This window comes from Pseudomonas sp. GW821-FHT12A04 (assembly GCF_058807755.1).
In genome coordinates, this window is the sequence record NZ_JBXAQZ010000004.1 from 323592 (window position 1) to 339546 (window position 15955).

Annotated in this window: 14 protein-coding genes and 1 other RNA gene; 9 read left to right on the forward strand and 6 right to left on the reverse strand. The window is 58.6% G+C overall.

What is annotated here, in order from left to right:
- Nucleotides 1-122: 122 nt before the first annotated feature.
- From AC1RS8_RS09125 to AC1RS8_RS09160, 8 genes are all read left to right on the forward strand, one after another.
- The gene (locus AC1RS8_RS09125; RefSeq protein WP_489339720.1) at nt 123-947 is read left to right on the forward strand and encodes a (Fe-S)-binding protein; all 825 of its coding nucleotides are present in this window, start codon (nt 123-125) and stop codon (nt 945-947) included.
- Nucleotides 944-2401 carry a LutB/LldF family L-lactate oxidation iron-sulfur protein gene (locus AC1RS8_RS09130; RefSeq protein WP_057716492.1) on the forward strand — a complete coding sequence of 486 codons (1458 nt, stop codon included), beginning with the start codon at nt 944-946 and terminating at the stop codon, nt 2399-2401. The genes AC1RS8_RS09125 and AC1RS8_RS09130 overlap by 4 nt, the downstream gene beginning before the upstream one ends.
- Entirely contained in the window at nt 2398-3069 is a 672-nt protein-coding gene (locus AC1RS8_RS09135; protein WP_489339719.1) for a LutC/YkgG family protein, read from the forward strand. Before AC1RS8_RS09130 ends, AC1RS8_RS09135 begins: the two co-directional genes overlap by 4 nt.
- Nucleotides 3066-5876, forward strand: coding sequence for an FAD-binding and (Fe-S)-binding domain-containing protein (locus tag AC1RS8_RS09140; protein ID WP_489339718.1), 2811 nt, complete (start codon nt 3066-3068; stop codon nt 5874-5876). The genes AC1RS8_RS09135 and AC1RS8_RS09140 overlap by 4 nt, the downstream gene beginning before the upstream one ends.
- A 192-nt stretch (nt 5877-6068) precedes the next feature.
- Complete coding sequence (locus tag AC1RS8_RS09145) at nt 6069-6341, forward strand: PA2433 domain-containing protein (RefSeq protein ID WP_489339717.1); 273 nt, start codon at nt 6069-6071, stop codon at nt 6339-6341.
- 335 nt (nt 6342-6676) lie between these two features.
- On the forward strand, nt 6677-6955 hold the full coding sequence (locus AC1RS8_RS09150) for a PA2433 domain-containing protein (protein ID WP_489339716.1): 279 nt from the start codon (nt 6677-6679) through the stop codon (nt 6953-6955).
- A 94-nt stretch (nt 6956-7049) separates the two neighbouring features.
- Nucleotides 7050-7446, forward strand: a transfer-messenger RNA (tmRNA) gene (gene ssrA / locus AC1RS8_RS09155).
- Between the two features lie 187 nt (nt 7447-7633).
- A complete protein-coding gene (locus AC1RS8_RS09160; protein ID WP_493162504.1) occupies nt 7634-8890 on the forward strand; it encodes an integrase domain-containing protein in 1257 nt (418 codons plus the stop codon).
- A gap of 167 nt (nt 8891-9057) precedes the next feature.
- Here the strand turns inward: AC1RS8_RS09160 and AC1RS8_RS09165 are convergent, their stop codons facing one another.
- The 5 genes from AC1RS8_RS09165 to AC1RS8_RS09185 form a co-directional block, all read right to left on the reverse strand.
- On the reverse strand, nt 9058-9327 hold the full coding sequence (locus tag AC1RS8_RS09165) for a hypothetical protein (RefSeq protein WP_493162505.1): 270 nt from the start codon (nt 9325-9327) through the stop codon (nt 9058-9060).
- Nucleotides 9324-10304 (reverse strand): integrase domain-containing protein, encoded by a 981-nt coding sequence (locus AC1RS8_RS09170; RefSeq protein WP_493162506.1) that lies wholly within the window; start codon nt 10302-10304, stop codon nt 9324-9326. The genes AC1RS8_RS09165 and AC1RS8_RS09170 overlap by 4 nt, the downstream gene beginning before the upstream one ends.
- Nucleotides 10288-10641 (reverse strand): hypothetical protein, encoded by a 354-nt coding sequence (locus tag AC1RS8_RS09175; RefSeq protein WP_493162507.1) that lies wholly within the window; start codon nt 10639-10641, stop codon nt 10288-10290. The genes AC1RS8_RS09170 and AC1RS8_RS09175 overlap by 17 nt, the downstream gene beginning before the upstream one ends.
- Nucleotides 10628-12034: a YfjI family protein gene (locus tag AC1RS8_RS09180; RefSeq protein ID WP_493162508.1), complete on the reverse strand. Its 1407-nt coding sequence runs from the start codon at nt 12032-12034 to the stop codon at nt 10628-10630. The genes AC1RS8_RS09175 and AC1RS8_RS09180 overlap by 14 nt, the downstream gene beginning before the upstream one ends.
- A gap of 1069 nt (nt 12035-13103) precedes the next feature.
- The gene (locus AC1RS8_RS09185) at nt 13104-13640 is read right to left on the reverse strand and encodes a LasR-specific antiactivator QslA (protein ID WP_493162509.1); all 537 of its coding nucleotides are present in this window, start codon (nt 13638-13640) and stop codon (nt 13104-13106) included.
- A 537-nt stretch (nt 13641-14177) separates the two neighbouring features.
- Between AC1RS8_RS09185 and AC1RS8_RS09190 the strand changes: the two genes are divergently transcribed.
- Nucleotides 14178-14510 (forward strand): hypothetical protein, encoded by a 333-nt coding sequence (locus tag AC1RS8_RS09190; protein WP_493162510.1) that lies wholly within the window; start codon nt 14178-14180, stop codon nt 14508-14510.
- A gap of 216 nt (nt 14511-14726) precedes the next feature.
- Here AC1RS8_RS09190 and arsJ read toward each other — a convergent pair whose 3' ends face one another.
- Complete coding sequence (gene arsJ / locus AC1RS8_RS09195) at nt 14727-15947, reverse strand: organoarsenical effux MFS transporter ArsJ (RefSeq protein ID WP_493162511.1); 1221 nt, start codon at nt 15945-15947, stop codon at nt 14727-14729.
- Nucleotides 15948-15955 lie beyond the last annotated feature (8 nt).

Genomic DNA, 15955 nt, shown 5'->3' on the forward strand with positions numbered 1-15955 from the left:
CGCCGGGCCACGCCCCCGGCGTCCGCTATTCACACCCCGGTCTGTAAGGCTGCTGAAAGCTACCGGCTCTATATTCAGCAGCCTCAACAGACGAATAACCGGGACCACCCGGAGACCGCCTGATGAGCGAGCTTTTTTACAACGCCGTGCCGAATGCGACCCGTGTCGCCCCGCCACTGCCCGAGCCTCGGCAATACCCCAGCGAGAAACCGTCACGGGTCTACCTGTTCGGGACCTGCGTGGTCGATTTGTTCTACCCGGAAGCCGGGATGGATGCGATCCACCTGCTGGAGCGCGAAGGCATTCGTGTCGAGTACCCGCAAGGGCAAAGCTGCTGTGGCCAACCGGCCTACACCTCGGGTTACACCGAACAGGCTCGGACCGTGGCGCGCTCGCAACTGGCGCTGTTTGCCGGCGACTATCCGGTGGTGGTGCCCTCAGGCTCTTGCGCGGGCATGCTGCGCGAACATTACGCCGACTTGTTCAAGGACGAGCCGGACACGTTGAAACAGGTCCAGGCCCTGGCGGCCAGAACCTACGAGCTGGCCGAGTTCCTGTTGTTTGTCTGCAAGGTGCAGCTCAAGGACGACGGCGAGCCCGTAAAAGTGGCGCTGCACACCTCGTGCTCGGCACGCCGTGAAATGAACACCCACCTGCACGGCCGCGAGTTGTTGGCGCAGTTGAGCAATGTGGAGCGGGTCAACCACGATCACGAAAGTGAATGCTGTGGCTTTGGTGGGACATTCAGCGTCCGTATGCCAGACATTTCCGGCGCGATGGTGGCTGACAAGACCCGGGCGTTGAAGGAGTCCGGCGCGCACAAGGTATTGAGTGCCGACTGCGGCTGTTTGATGAACATCAATGGCTCGCTGGAAAAACAGCAGGAAGCGTTGCGCGGTCAGCATCTGGCCAGCTTCCTCTGGCAGCGAACCGGAGGTGTGAAATGAGCACCTCGACGATTATTCCTACGGTTGCCGTAGAAGAAGATTTCCGCACCCGCGCCCACAACGCACTGGGTGACCCGCAATTGCGAAGCAACTTTCGCAAGGCGATGGATTCACTGATGACCAAACGGGCAGCCGCTTTCAGCGATGCCCATGAAAGAGAACACTTGCGCGCACTGGGCAATGCAATCCGTGCCCGCGCGCTCTCCAAGTTGCCCGACCTGCTCGAGCAACTGGAACAGAACCTGACCCGCAACGGTGTGACAGTGCACTGGGCGGAAACGGTGGACGAGGCCAATGGCATCGTCCTCTCGATCATCCGCGCTCACGAGGGGCGGCAAGTGATCAAGGGCAAATCGATGGTCAGCGAAGAGATGGAGATGAACCATGTCCTCGCTGAACAGGGCATTGAATGTCTGGAATCGGACATGGGCGAGTACATCGTCCAGCTCGACCACGAGAAGCCTTCACACATAATCATGCCGGCAATCCACAAGAACGCCGGTCAGGTCGCGTCCTTGTTCCACGACAAACTTGGCGTGGAATACACCAAGGACGTAGACCAACTCATTCAGATCGGTCGCAGAGTCCTGCGGCAGAAATTCTTCGAAGCGGACATCGGCGTCTCCGGTGTCAACTTCGCCGTGGCCGAAACCGGCACCCTGCTGCTGGTGGAAAACGAAGGCAACGGTCGCATGACCACCACGGTGCCACCCGTGCACATCGCCGTCACCGGTATCGAAAAAGTCGTGGAAAACCTGCGTGATGTGGTGCCGTTGCTGTCGCTGCTGACCCGTTCAGCCTTGGGCATTCCGATCACCACCTACGTCAACATGATCTCCGGCCCGCGCAAGGAACATGAACTCGACGGCCCGCAGGAAGTGCACCTCGTACTGCTCGATAACGGCCGCAGTCAGGCCTTTGCCGACAGCGAATTGCGCCAGACCCTGAACTGCATTCGCTGTGGCGCCTGTATGAATCATTGCCCGGTGTACACCCGAATCGGCGGCCATGCCTATGGGGAGGTTTACCCCGGGCCTATCGGAAAAATCATCACCCCGCACATGGTCGGCCTGGCGAAAGTCCCGGATCACCCGAGCGCCTCGTCGCTGTGCGGTGCCTGCGGTGAAGTGTGTCCGGTGAAAATCCCGATCCCTGCTTTGCTGCGGCGCCTGCGGGAAGAAAACGTCAAGGCCCCGGACAGCCCCCATCAAGTGATGCGCGGCCAGGGCAGCAAGTATTCGCGCAAGGAGCGGTTCATCTGGAACGCCTGGGCCAAGCTCAACAGTTCGCCGACGCTCTATCGCCTGTTCGGTTTCTTTGCCACCCGTTTGCGCGCCCTTACGCCGAGCAATGTCGGCCCGTGGACGCAAAACCACAGCGCACCGAAACCCGCTGCCCGCTCATTGCATGACATGGCCCGCGAGCACTTGGCCAAACAGGGAGAACGCCGATGAGCGCCAAACAGAATATCCTCACCAAACTGCGTAAAAGCCTGACAGGCACCACGCCAGTGGCCGACAACTTCGATGTCGATCTGGTGACCCAGCCTTACACCTACGCGCCAGAGCAGCGCATCGCGCAGCTGCGCAAATTGATGGAAGCGGTGCACACGGAAATTCATCTGACGTCCGGCCAAGAGTGGCCGACGCTACTCGTGCAGTTGCTGCAGGACCGCCAGTTGCCAAGCCTGCTGATCGCACCGACAACGCCCCACGGTCAACGGATCACGCAGCACTGGGCGAATAATACCGGCCTGCCAATGCTGAAAGCCTACGACCGCCCGGTTGAAGAATGGAAAGCCGAGCTGTTCAACGACACCCCGGCGAGCATCACTGGAACCCTCGGCGCCATCGCTGCCACGGGTAGCCTTATTCTCTGGCCGACCCGGGAAGAACCGCGCCTGATGAGCCTGGCGCCACCGGTGCATTTCGCCCTGCTCAAGGCCAGTGAAATTCGCGACAACTTCTATCAGGTGCAACAGGAATTCGAATGGGCCCAGGGCATGCCGACTAACGCACTGCTGGTGTCCGGCCCGTCGAAGACCGCCGACATCGAGCAAGTGCTGGCGTACGGCGCCCACGGTCCGAAAGACCTGGTGGTGCTGATCCTGGAGGACCAATGAGTCTACCGGCCGCTTTCCTGCGTGATGCACAGCAACTGATTCCCCAAGAGCGACGTTTCGACGACCCGCTGTCGACCCTGGCCTTCGGCACCGACGCCAGCTTCTATCGTTTGATTCCGCAACTGGTGATCCGCGTCGAGTCCGAAGACGAAGTGGTGGCACTGCTGCAACTAGCGCAACGGGATCAGGTGCCGGTGACTTTCCGCGCCGCCGGCACCAGCCTGTCCGGCCAGGCGATCAGCGACTCGGTACTGATCGTGCTGGGGGATAACTGGAACGGTCGCGAGATCCGCGGCCAAGGCACGCAAATCCGCCTGCAACCGGGGGTGATCGGCGCCCAGGCCAACGCCTGGCTGGCACCGTTCGGACGCAAGATCGGTCCGGACCCGGCCTCGATCAACGCCTGCAAGATCGGCGGGATCGTCGCCAACAATGCCAGCGGCATGTGCTGTGGCACCGCGCAAAACACCTATCACACCCTGGCCGGCATTCGTCTGGTGCTGGCCGATGGCAGTCGTCTCGACACCGAGGATGCCGCCAGCGTCACGGCGTTTCGCCAAAGCCACGCCGCGCTGCTGGAACGCTTGGCGATCCTGGGCCGCGAGACCCGGGCAAACGCCGAGCTGGCTGCGAAAATTCGCCACAAATACCGTCTGAAAAATACCACCGGCCTGTCGCTCAATGCCCTGGTGGATTTCGACGAGCCTGTGGATATCTTGAGCCACTTGCTGGTGGGCTCCGAGGGCACGCTCGGGTTCATCAGTGCGGTGACCTACGACACGGTGATCGACCATCCGAATAAAGCCTCGGCCCTGATTGTGTTCCCGGATGTCGAGACCTGCTGCAATGCGGTCACCGTGTTGAAAAGCCAACCGGTGTCGGCCGTGGAACTGCTGGACCGGCGCAGCCTGCGCTCGGTACAGAACAAACCCGGCATGCCCGCTTTCGTACAACATCTGTCGAACAATGCCTGCGCCTTGCTGATCGAATCCCGCGCCGCGTCGTCCACTTTGCTGCACGAGCAACTGGCGCAGATCATGGCGTCGCTCAAGGCGTTCCCGGTAGAAAAGCAGGTCGACTTCACCGAAGACCCGCAAGAAAACGCCCGGCTCTGGGCCATCCGCAAGGACACCTTCCCCGCCGTCGGCGCCGTGCGCAAGACCGGCACCACGGTGATCATCGAAGACGTCACCTTCCCGGTCGAACAACTGGCCATCGGCGTCAACCGCCTGATCGAACTGTTCGACAAACATCACTACGACGAAGCAATCCTTTTCGGACACGCCCTGGAAGGCAATCTGCACTTCGTCTTCACCCAAGGCTTCAACAGCCCGGAAGAAGTCGCACGCTATCAGGCGTTCATGGACGATGTGGCGCAACTGGTGGCGGTGGAGTTCGGCGGTTCGCTGAAGGCTGAACACGGCACCGGACGCAACATGGCGCCGTTCGTTGAACTGGAATGGGGCAGCGATGCCTACCAGTTGATGTGGCAGCTCAAACGACTGCTCGACCCCAATGGCATTCTCAACCCGGACGTGGTGCTCAGCGAAGATCCACAGATCCACCTCAAGCACCTCAAGCCCTTGCCCGCTGCTGACGAGATTGTGGACAAGTGCATCGAATGCGGCTTCTGCGAACCGGTCTGCCCGTCAAAAGGCCTGACCCTGAGCCCGCGTCAGCGCATCGTGATCTGGCGCGACATTCAGGCGAAGAAACGCGCGGGCATCGATACGTCCGAACTCGAAGCCGCCTTCGACTATCAAGGCATCGATACCTGCGCCGCCACCGGCCTGTGCGCACAACGTTGCCCTGTAGGCATCAATACCGGCGAGCTGGTGAAAAAGCTGCGCAGCCGGAAGGCGACACATACGAAAACCGCTAACTGGCTTGAAGGACATTTCGCCACGGCACTGCAAGGTGCACGCTTCACCCTGCACGTGGCCAATGGTGCGCGGATGTTGCTGGGGGCACCGAGATTGGCGAAGTTGTCGGCGACGTTGACGCGCCTGTCCAAGGGTCAAGTCCCGCAATGGACCAACGCCATGCCTCAGCCTGAACGGCCGATTCGCTTCAGCCCGACGGTGACGGACGCGCGCCCGCGCGTGGTCTATCTGGCGGCCTGTGTATCCCGCGCCATGGGCCCGGCAGCGGGCGATACGGAGCAAATGTCGCTGCACGACAAGACCCGAGGCCTGCTGGAAAAGGCCGGCTACCAGGTAGTGTTCCCGGACAACCTCGACAACCTGTGCTGCGGCCAGCCATTCGCCTCCAAAGGCTACGCCGAGCAAGCCGAGCACAAACGACAGGAACTGATCGGCGCCCTGCTCCACGCCAGCCGTGGCGGGCTCGACCCGATCTACTGCGACACCAGCCCCTGCACCTTGCGCCTGGTTCAAGACCTCGGGGAAGTCCGCCTGGACCTGTACGACCCGGTGCGTTTCATCCGCACACACCTGATGGATCGCCTGGACTTCACGCCACAGGAGGCGCCGATCGCCGTGCACGTGACCTGCAGCACTCAGCACCTCGGCGAAAGTCAGGCGTTGATCGACCTGGCGCGCAAGTGCAGCAAAAACGTGGTCATTCCCGAAGGTATTCACTGCTGCGGCTTTGCCGGCGACAAGGGCTTCACCACGCCGGAGCTGAACGCCCATTCGCTGCGCACGCTCAAGGATGCGGTGCAGCAGTGCAGCGAGGGGATTTCCACCAGCCGTACCTGCGAGATTGGCCTGACACAACACGGCGGAATCGACTACCACGGACTAGTCTATCTGGTGGACCGCGTTACCCAGGCCAGGGTGACCTGATGACGAGGCCTCAAGAAAGGCGCATTCAGGCGCCTGTCTAGTCGTTTCTTGTGGGCATCAACACAGAAAAACAGAACCCTGACGTGTCGCCGCAGTCCACTGATCAAGTCCCGCCAATGCGGGACTTTCCCAACACTCGGTAGACCGATTTGATGGCCAGCAATGCCTGGCCATCAGTTCAAGGAGAAACACATGAATCGTTCTGTGCTGTTAGGTCTGTTCGTTACTGCTTCCATGCTGGCTTCCACTTCATTTGCCGCTGAAGACCTTTGCGCGGTCAACCTGAAAACCATCGAAAACGGCAAGGCACAGATTCCTCCGGAAATGACTGACCAGGTAAAAGCCTCCGTCGAGCAAGCCAAAGCCAACCAGGCAAAAGGCACCAAGGAAGGCACTGATGATTGCATCGCCGAGACCAACGACATTATCAAGGCCGTCACCGACTCGAAAAAAGGCGCGAAGTAACTCGGCTCAAGGCCAACCTTCGGGTTGGCCTCCCGGGCCGCGTTGGCGTACATCAACAACGGAGTACTGGCAGCCGGGAACTCAAAGCCCGGCCGTGCCCGATACGAAGCAAACCAAAACCCGCCAATTGCGGGTTTTGTTGCATCTGGGGTCTGGAAATGTGTAACCGCCCCCCCATCGCTGGAAAAGCTCGACAGGTTTTCTGCAAAAACCGAATTCTTGCGTTGAATCGTAGTCTTTGAGGTAGGCCCCATCAGATCGGGCGGACTTTTCGGGCTCGGCTTGGCCGTCTACTCATACGACAGCACCGAGACCATCAGCTCAAGGAGATACCCATGAAACACACCACACTCGCTGGCCTGTTCATTGCTGCTGCCATGCTGGCCTCTCCTGTATTTGCTGCGGACAACAACCTCTGTACGAGCAAGCTGCAAGAGCTCAAAGGCAAAGTGAATGCGCTGCCGGCGAACGCCGCAAACACCACGATGGAGATCAAAAGACTGATGTCCAGCGCCGAAGCCTCACAAGCCTCCGGAGACGAAAAAAAATGCGTCACCGAGGCCACCCAGGCATTGGCGCTCGCTGACAGACAGAGCACCCAACCAGCCCCATGATCTGTGGTGGCCAACCTTCGGGTTGGCCTTCCGGGGCGTGATGACGTACACTGTATATGCCTGCTGCTCACTTGATTCACAGAGCATCAGGCTCGGGGCCGTTTAGGATTCGACGCCGGTTGCGAAACTTTAGGTGCATGCCGAGTTGGTAACAGAACTCGTAAATCCACTGTTGCAACTACTTATAGTTGCCAATGACGATAACTACGGCCAGGAATTCGCTCTCGCTGCGTAAGCAGCCTTAGCCCTGAGCTTCTGGTACCTTCGGGTCCAGCAATCACCAGGGGATGTCTGTAAACCCAAAGTGATTGTCATATAGAACAGAATCGCCGTGCAGTACGTTGTGGACGAAGCGGCTAAAACTTACACAACTCGCCCAAAGCACCCTGCCCGTCGGGTCGCTGAGGGTTAACTTAATAGACACGGCTACGCATGTAGTACCGACAGCGGAGTACTGGCGGACGGGGGTTCAAATCCCCCCGGCTCCACCACTTCATCATCTAAAGACGTCCACGGACGTCTTTTTTTGTGCCTGAAATCCAGTAAATACAAGGGTTTCACGGCTAGTGGGGGCTTTCCAGATTTTTTGAGTTCCAGGCGGTTTGGTATTCCCAATGGTATTCCCGACTCCCCGGCGCTAATCTTGGGAATACCAAAAGGTGTCATGGAGTACTTCTCATGTGCGCTCAAACCACCCGCCTCTCCGACCGCCAGCTCAAGGCGATCAAACCGAAAGACAAGGATTACGTCCTCACGGATGGCGACGGGCTCCAGCTGCGAGTCAGGGTCAATCGCTCGATGCAATGGAATTTCAACTACCGGCATCCCGTCACCAAGAATCGAATCAACATGGCACTCGGCTCTTATCCCGAGGTTTCTCTTGCGCAAGCGAGGAAGAAAACCGTTGAGGCTAGAGAGCTGCTTGCACAGGGCATCGACCCAAAAGCTCAGCGCAATGAGCTGCAGGAAGCCAAACGAGCGGAAACGGAACACACCTTCGAGAACGTGGCCACCGCCTGGTTCGAGTTGAAGAAGGACTCCGTCACGCCGGCATATGCCGAAGACATTTGGCGCTCCCTCACACTGCATGTCTTTCCGAGCATGAAATCAACGCCTCTCTCGGAAGTCAGCGCCCCAATGGTCATCAAGCTTCTTCGTCCGATTGAGGCCAAAGGCAGCCTCGAGACAGTTAAGCGAGTGAGCCAGCGTCTTAACGAGATCATGACCTACGGGGTCAATTCCGGAATGATCTTTGCCAACCCTCTCAGCGGCATTCGAGCGGTATTCAAGAAACCCAAGAAAGAGAATATGGCCGCGCTACCACCTGATGAGCTTCCGGAGCTAATGATGGAAATCGCGAACGCCAGCATCAAGCGGACGACCCGCTGCCTGATCGAATGGCAACTTCATACCATGACCCGCCCTGCCGAGGCGGCCACCACTCGATGGGCAGACATCGACTTCGACAAACACATCTGGACCATCCCTCCGGAGCGAATGAAAAAACGTCGTCCGCACACAATCCCGCTGACCGAACATGCACTCTCGTTATTGGAGACGCTTAAGCCCCATAGCGGCCACAGGGAATATGTGTTCCCGTCAGATAGAAACCCGCGCACCCACGCGAATAGCCAGACAGCCAACATGGCGTTGAAACGAATGGGCTTTCAGGACCGCTTGGTCAGCCACGGCATGCGCTCCATGGCCAGTACAATCCTGAACGAGCATGGATGGGATCCGGAGCTGATCGAAGTCGCGCTGGCGCATGTCGATAAAGACGAAGTTCGAAGCGCCTACAACCGGGCGGACTACATCGAACGCCGGCGTCCGATGATGGCCTGGTGGAGTGAACATATCCAGAAGGCGGCCACCGGCAGCCTGTCGGCATCGGCCATCAATCAAACCAGGGACCGCAACGTCGTACCGATACGCTGAGCATCCAAAGGTTGGCGACGCCGGCGACAATCCGTGTCGTGCAGCAGGGCGACAGAAGTGACGGCTGTCGCTAAATCTCTGGCATGCCTGCGCTTCTTCGGCCAAGCCCCTGAGTATGGGAAGGCTCCGCATTCCCATACTCAGGGGCTCACGCTTAAAAGCGTCTATCAGACAACCACGAGTTGCGCCTTTCTGCGGCGGATCAACCCTACTGTTAATTCATAGTAATAGACGGTCGCTGGTGCTGAGCAACAAAGATAGTGCTCTAAAAACCATCTGGTGTGCTTTTCCTTCCAGGACCAGGGGGTCGCACAACTCCATCGCTCACGAATCGCCTCGTGCATCCTTTCTGCCTGCCTGATGTGCCGCTTCCGCGTGGCATACGCACCTTTGAGCACCGGACTCAGAAACAACGTCATATCAAACTCGGACGTCATCGCCGGCCTCCGATGTAGGCACTCACCACATCGATGCGGTTATGTCCCAACTCGTGACTGATCTGCTGTCGTGCACGCTGATCAAGCTCTCGATCTTCTCGGTGACCAAACCCGCCATTTACCGGCGCAGAGAGGCCGGTCAGTTGCTCATAGCGCTCACAGGCGTAGGCCGCCCGCAGTTCATGAAAGCCTTTCAATCCATGCTCATGTAGGAGGTCTCGTGCCGGCCGCACGACTGTCCGCATGAAGTCTTTGTAGCTTTCATCGGGCGCCAACAAATTCCGGCTGCCATTGGGTGAGGTCGCACGGGCCCAATCCAGGGCATCGAGGACTTGATCGGTGACCGCGACCCAACGCGGAGCGGATGCGCCTGAGCGACCACCTTTGGTGCCATCCTGGATGTTGATCTTGCCCAGTCGTTGGGCCTCTCGTTGCAGCCGAGGCAGGTCCGCCAAGATCGCTTCACGCAAGCGCATACCAGTCTCCCGGACGAGGAGCACAATGGCACTCACCCTCGATTGCTGTCGCTCTGACAGCGCATGCGCAATCAGTCTGACCTGCACACGGTCCTGCCCTTGCGGTGCCTCAAAACGAACGCTTGAGCGCTGCCGGCCTAGTGCCTTACTCGGACTGGGGATTTTAACGTACTGATCACCGCGCAGCGCGGCCATCGTTCGGTTGACGCTGGACAGGCGGTTTTGCGCGGTGGCAATTCCGACGTTGCCCTGGTCAACTTGCTCCCGCATGTGGGCGGCGTACCGCATCAGGATCTCGCGGTCGATCTGTCGCGCGTCATTGAGCCTCGGTCCTTCCTCGGATCTGCACCAACGCACGAATGCCTGCCAGCGATCGCTATGGGTTTTGACGGTAGCAAAATGGCCGCCCCCAAACAGATCTCTCAGGGCTTCCGGGCCGGCATAGCTGAGTTGGCGACCGAAGCCGAAATTACGCCCAGCTCGCTTACCGACCCGAGCCATTTTTCTGCTCCTGATCGACTGCAGTTAGCTCATGCAAGAGGGCTCGCCAGTTCGCACTCACGATGGCGAGCTGGACCCAATCAGTCGGGCTAAAACACAGCGTGTTATTGATGACGTAGAGATGCGCGCCCTCCTCTTTCAACCACTGAATGATGGCTGTCGTCGAGACAATAGCTTTATGGGTGGTGGCGACACCGGCGACACCGGCGACAACCCTTGTCCTGCCTGGCTTTGAGGGTGGCGACAAAGTGGCGACAGTAGCGGCGACAAACTGCGCTTTCGGCTCCTTTTGGCGCTGAGCCACATGGTTACGCAACGCCTCATCAAGATTGAACATGACGCACCTCAAAGGTATGCCCGTCGGTGATCAGCCACTGATGATCAATCAACTCGACCAGCAGCTTGGCGGCATGACGACTGCTCTTACGGGCAAAGCGGGGACCGTTGCGATTCAGCTCTCGAATACTGAAGCGTTTCCAATTCTTGATCTGCAGCCAGCGCAGCAGCCGGTCCGCCTCTTCCTTTGCCCGGCACACCGGCTCCTGTTCGGTCAGGCGCTGGATCTCCGTGAGGTAGTAGCCAACTAAGGTCGAGGCCCGTTGGATATGGTCGACCTCCACGACACAGCTCTCCTCCACCACGGCCAAAATTCCAGCGACGCGCAGCAGGTTGTCGGCGGCCTTCGATCCGCTGGGCTGCACGCTGGCCAGCTCACCAAACTCACCCAACTGGGCTTCGATGGCATCATGCAGATCAATCCAGCGACGACGAGCCAGCGGACTGAGGCTCAGCGGTGACAGCTGCAAGGCACCGTCAGCGGAAAGTGACCAAGGCTGATAAAACAGCGCCGAAAGGCGGCGCTGATATCGCTTTAGGGCCGCGTCTTTGGACAAGTCGACAGCCTGGTAGCTGCGTTGTCCGGCCAGGCTGGTGGGCCAAGTAATCAGGCAGCGACCGAGAATGCCTTGCCCCTGCAGCAACGGATCACTGAGTAACTGCATGGCCAAGTACGGTTGCAGCATCAAGTGCAGGCTCACGCGCCGGTCATAAGCCCGCAGGCTTTCGCCCGCCATGGAGCGCGCACGATCAATCGGGCTACCGTCCCAGAGCGACGATAAGGTCGTGACCGCTTTTAAACGGTTATCCCGACTCATGGTGCTGCTGCCGAGGAACTGTCCGCCTTCGTCACAGAACAGGCCCATGCTGGGCAGGTCATGGCAGAGCCCTTTGATCAGCGCCTCTATAGTTGGATCCGTGGTGATCAGCCGAGGGGCCGAGGGCTCCGCTTCGAGCAGTACGCCGTTTGTGGGGGCGGGACTGGCAGGATTGATACGCTGCGCCTGTCGCTGTGCGGCACGGTACCGAGCAAGTTGTTCGCGGTAGCGCTGCCACTGTTCACGTTCCCATTGTCGTGCTGAAAGCAATGCAAATCGGTCGGCCGCCGTCTTGCGATCACCAGATGCGGCCACTGTGATCAGGTACAGCGACAGGGGATAGTTTCTCCCGTCGAGCTGTAATCCCGCATGGCCTTGAGTGGCCAGCGCCGAGGCAGCCAAGACCGATTGCGCGGCCAGTGCCCGGGGCACACCGATGACCTCGGCCATGCGCTCAACCGCGGGCCCAAGAATTCCACCAAGTGCCTGGACCGGATAGGGTTCAGCCACGGGATTCGACTCGATTAACGGTCGAGGTGATCGTGGGAGTTCAAGCTTCGGATCTAACTGCTGCATGTGCACTCTCCTGGGTGATGGCTGGCTGTCCTCACGTACTCCCGCCACGGCTGTTGAGTGTTATCAGGGATCAAGGCCCCTGCGGCCTGTGAGGTGTTCACTGACGCGGAACGTGCGTCTCCTTACGACCGGGAGCGAGGGCATGAACCCATGAATCTGGCCTCCTTGGCGCATCCGAAGAGGCGGGCGGGCGGAGGCTGTGCCGACTGACGAGTTCAGCACCTGGAGATCCTGGGTGGGAGAAGGCAAAGACATGGACACCTGGGGCATTCCTGACTGTCAGTCAGGTGCAGCACTTCCATGGGCTGCGGCACCGGTGTCTGTGTCGTTGCGGATAGCGACGAATCGGAGTTGTCAGGTCGATTGTCACGAGGAGAGTTGCGGCAATGCCCCGTACGACGTGGCTTGCAGCAGCGGTAGGAGCGCCCGTCTCTTTCCAGAAGAAAGAGACGGGCGCAGTCTGGCGCAGCGAGGCGGGCCAAGGGAGGAGGTTGCTGCAGCGCAGCGAGGAAGGTCCATCGTCTGCCGCAGTGGGCAGATAAGTCGAGTAGGCATCCATCACCCTTGGAGAGTGACCGTGCGAGCCGCCGGACGCTAATCGCACTTCGGAAGAACCACCACGCTAATGGCGTAGCCTTAAAGGTTCTGGCTACCTGGGCTGGTGCTGTCAACGACAGCGGTCCGTGCGCCAATTTTTATACCCACTCGAAACGACGGTCAAGCGTCACGACCAAGGAGTGCGAAAAGTGGCGACTGTCGCCAGTTTTGTCGCCACGCTCCAGGCCTCGTTCTGCATAGGTTGTCGCCGCTGTCGCCGCTGTCGCCACTCCTCCATCCATGGCCCCACGAGAAGATCCGTTCTGACACTGGAGCGGCACTTCGCTAGATAGAGATCGTGGGCAATTTACCGACGTGTAAACGACGGCGTGGCGCCAATTGAAATTTAAAATGGGGTGATGGAATGAGGTGGCTTTGAAAAAGGGCTAGTGAACCCTCCGATCGGCGCGATCAAAGATCGCTGGATCGGAGGGTTTGGCGGAAAGCAAAGTTTCAGACGTCAAATACCGCCTCAAGCATCAAAGTTGGCTGATTGGGAGGTGGGGGCCTCGCGCCGCATGCTCAACGTCTGCTGCAACCGCAGCAGAAAACCGGCCTCGAACGCTTCTTGAGAATCACCTGGGCGATGACGCTTTCGGTTCTGCGCCAGTGCCCACCATAGTGGTAGTGATGAGCCGTCAAGCCAGGTCTCAGCACAAAGAACGCCGTCCTCAATCATCGGGCCGAATTCATTGCCCCATGGGGTTCGAATACCAGGACAGCCTTCAGCGGAGGGGACAGAGAAGTACTCACCGATCTGTTGATGAGCGCGTTGAGCAGGGATACCTGTCAGATATCGGAACGCCTTATCAAACAACACGGCGGCATCATCCAGCAGCTCTACCGCCAGTTCAACGTCCTGCGGAAAATGCAGCAGAATACTCTGTGCTCCATTTAGCCGAAGAGTGGCTGCCTGCCGCAGTTTAATCGCAGCATCTTCAGGGGTAAGCGATGCAGTATCAATGGTGTTGGGTTTGGGCAGACCGATTAGAAGCGAGAGCTCAAACATCACGGAATCCTCCGAGATAGTTTGCGGTATGAAACAAACAGCCAGGGCGGCGCACGAGCTTAAAAGGGGGACAGGTCATTTTCCTTATCTCCTCGGACAGTTAAGGAGCCGTCCACCCAGCCGTTCTGACACGAAATAGGTGGCGGACCGTACGGGGGTCAGAAACCGGCGTCCGAGGGAACCGGCCAGGCCGAAGCCTGCCCCGCACGGACCGCCATAGAAAAGCAGCAGCTAAGCCTTTGTAAGCGCTTAATCGCTGGCTATGGCGCCATGCGCCTCGAACAATTCAGGTTCTGACACCCGGCCACGGGACTGACCGCGACGGGACAAAGCGTAAATGTGAAGCCGCGACAACACAAGCATGCAGTATCAATAAGCTCTGCCTCCGATGAAGGCTGCCGGCCAGACGCTGACGCTCCCCGTTATCTGCCGGCCGCCCCCCCCGTTTCAGGCCTGACCCAGCGTCTCTCGACTATAGAATCCGGCCATGCTGATAGAATTAGACCGGTTATACATAACGCCCTTAAGAGAAATGGTATGAATACCGAGTTGACGGAAGAAGAAATGCGTAAGGCGCTATTTGGCGTACCGGAGTCCTCTGCCACGGAAACTCATTCACACTTACAAGACACTGTTCCGGATGTCTTGATGGTGCAACCGGTAAAGACAGCGAAGAAACAGAAAGTCTCAAAAGGCTTCACACCCAGACTGAGAGTCACGCTGCGGGTGGGAAATGAATTTGAAGGCAAGATGCACGAGATGGTACATGAGGCCGATACGCTGAGCTCCCTAGTTGCGGAGCAAGAAGCTACCAAGACGGCCAGAAAAAAATTCAAGTTCGTGGAAGTGGTATCGATCAAGTCGATGTAATTGCCCCCGTGAATTGGTTCGCTCGCACTGCATCAAACTATCTTCGGTTATCGCGGGCCACCCGACCGGCCGGGGGCCTCAAACCTCAGAGTACGTAATCGTATCGCTGACGGGCTTTAACACTGCCAACCTATCCAAACTCTCAATACTTAACCGATCGCCGGTCCGAAGCTCCATAATTGAAGGTGGCAACAGACAGAAATCGGCCAGAAGCAATCATTCACTACATGCGTGACGAGGCAATGCAATCGAAATCAAAGCTGCGAACAGCACGAATGCGCTCGATATCCATAAGCACGCTTCCAATCCATACACCTGATAAACCCAACCGGAGAGCACCGTACCGATCAGGCGGCCCATGGCGTTCGACATGTAATAAAAACCTACATCCAGCGACACGCCGTCTTCCTTGGCGTAAGAGACAATCAGATAGCTGTGCAGCGACGAATTCACCGCGAACAGCACGCCAAAAACCATCAGCCCACCCAACAACACCACCTGTTGCGACAGTCCGGTGTTCAGCCCGAGAGCAATTGCCGCCGGCAGACCCGCCAGTGCAAGTGCCCAAAGAAATGCCGCACGACCATCCGGTACGTGCCCACGTTTCTTTCCGGTGATGTTGGGCGCGAAGGATTGCACAATGCCGTAGCCAATCACCCAGGCAGCAAGGAAGCCGCCAACCTCCCAGAAGTCCCAGCCGAACACGCTGCTCAGGTACACCGGCAAGGCCACCACAAACCAGACATCGCGGGCGCCGAACAGGAACATTCGCGCCGCTGAGAGGATATTGATCGCCCGGCTCTTGGACAGGATGTCGCGAAATTTGGGCTTGGCTTTGGCCTTGCCCAGGTCCTTCTTCAACAGGACCAAGCTGCTGATCCAGATCAGCGCCAGGACACCCGCCATGGCCAGCAAGGCGCCTTTGAAGCCGATGAGTGCCAGCAAGGCTCCACCAACAAAGAAGCCGACTCCCTTGAGTGCATTCTTCGAGCCGGTGAGGATCGCCACCCACTTGTAGAGCTTGCCCTGCTGCCCATCCGGCACCAGAAGCTTGATGGAGCTTTTGGCGCTCATCTTGTTCAGGTCTTTGGCGATTCCGGACAGCGCCTGAGCGCCCATCACCCATGGGATGGTCAGCCAAGCTACCGGAACCGTCAGCATCAGCAGCGCCGCGACCTGGATGCCCAGCCCGATGTTCATGGTTCGGTTCAAACCCAGACGGGCGCCGAGATAACCGCCCACCAGATTGGTGATTACGCCAAAGAGTTCGTAGAAAAGAAACAACGCCGCGATTTGAAGTGGGCTGTAGCCCAACGCGTGAAAGTGCAGCACCACCAACATGCGCAGGGAGCCGTCGGTGAGGGTGAAGGCCCAGTAGTTGCCCGTAACGAGCAGGTACTGTCGCACTTCCGGAGCGAGGGCTGACAACGCTTTCATGACCGCTC

What these genes read in the sequence shown, in the direction of transcription:
- AC1RS8_RS09125 (WP_489339720.1), top strand. Translation starts at nt 123, where the DNA reads ATGAGCGAGCTTTTTTACAACGCCGTGCCGAATGCGACCCGTGTCGCC.
- AC1RS8_RS09130 (WP_057716492.1), top strand. Translation starts at nt 944, where the DNA reads ATGAGCACCTCGACGATTATTCCTACGGTTGCCGTAGAAGAAGATTTC.
- AC1RS8_RS09135 (WP_489339719.1), top strand. Translation starts at nt 2,398, where the DNA reads ATGAGCGCCAAACAGAATATCCTCACCAAACTGCGTAAAAGCCTGACA.
- AC1RS8_RS09140 (WP_489339718.1), top strand. Translation starts at nt 3,066, where the DNA reads ATGAGTCTACCGGCCGCTTTCCTGCGTGATGCACAGCAACTGATTCCC.
- AC1RS8_RS09145 (WP_489339717.1), top strand. Translation starts at nt 6,069, where the DNA reads ATGAATCGTTCTGTGCTGTTAGGTCTGTTCGTTACTGCTTCCATGCTG.
- AC1RS8_RS09150 (WP_489339716.1), top strand. Translation starts at nt 6,677, where the DNA reads ATGAAACACACCACACTCGCTGGCCTGTTCATTGCTGCTGCCATGCTG.
- AC1RS8_RS09160 (WP_493162504.1), top strand. Translation starts at nt 7,634, where the DNA reads ATGTGCGCTCAAACCACCCGCCTCTCCGACCGCCAGCTCAAGGCGATC.
- AC1RS8_RS09165 (WP_493162505.1), bottom strand. Translation starts at nt 9,327, where the DNA reads ATGACGTCCGAGTTTGATATGACGTTGTTTCTGAGTCCGGTGCTCAAA.
- AC1RS8_RS09170 (WP_493162506.1), bottom strand. Translation starts at nt 10,304, where the DNA reads ATGGCTCGGGTCGGTAAGCGAGCTGGGCGTAATTTCGGCTTCGGTCGC.
- AC1RS8_RS09175 (WP_493162507.1), bottom strand. Translation starts at nt 10,641, where the DNA reads ATGTTCAATCTTGATGAGGCGTTGCGTAACCATGTGGCTCAGCGCCAA.
- AC1RS8_RS09180 (WP_493162508.1), bottom strand. Translation starts at nt 12,034, where the DNA reads ATGCAGCAGTTAGATCCGAAGCTTGAACTCCCACGATCACCTCGACCG.
- AC1RS8_RS09185 (WP_493162509.1), bottom strand. Translation starts at nt 13,640, where the DNA reads ATGTTTGAGCTCTCGCTTCTAATCGGTCTGCCCAAACCCAACACCATT.
- AC1RS8_RS09190 (WP_493162510.1), top strand. Translation starts at nt 14,178, where the DNA reads ATGAATACCGAGTTGACGGAAGAAGAAATGCGTAAGGCGCTATTTGGC.
- arsJ (WP_493162511.1), bottom strand. Translation starts at nt 15,947, where the DNA reads ATGAAAGCGTTGTCAGCCCTCGCTCCGGAAGTGCGACAGTACCTGCTC.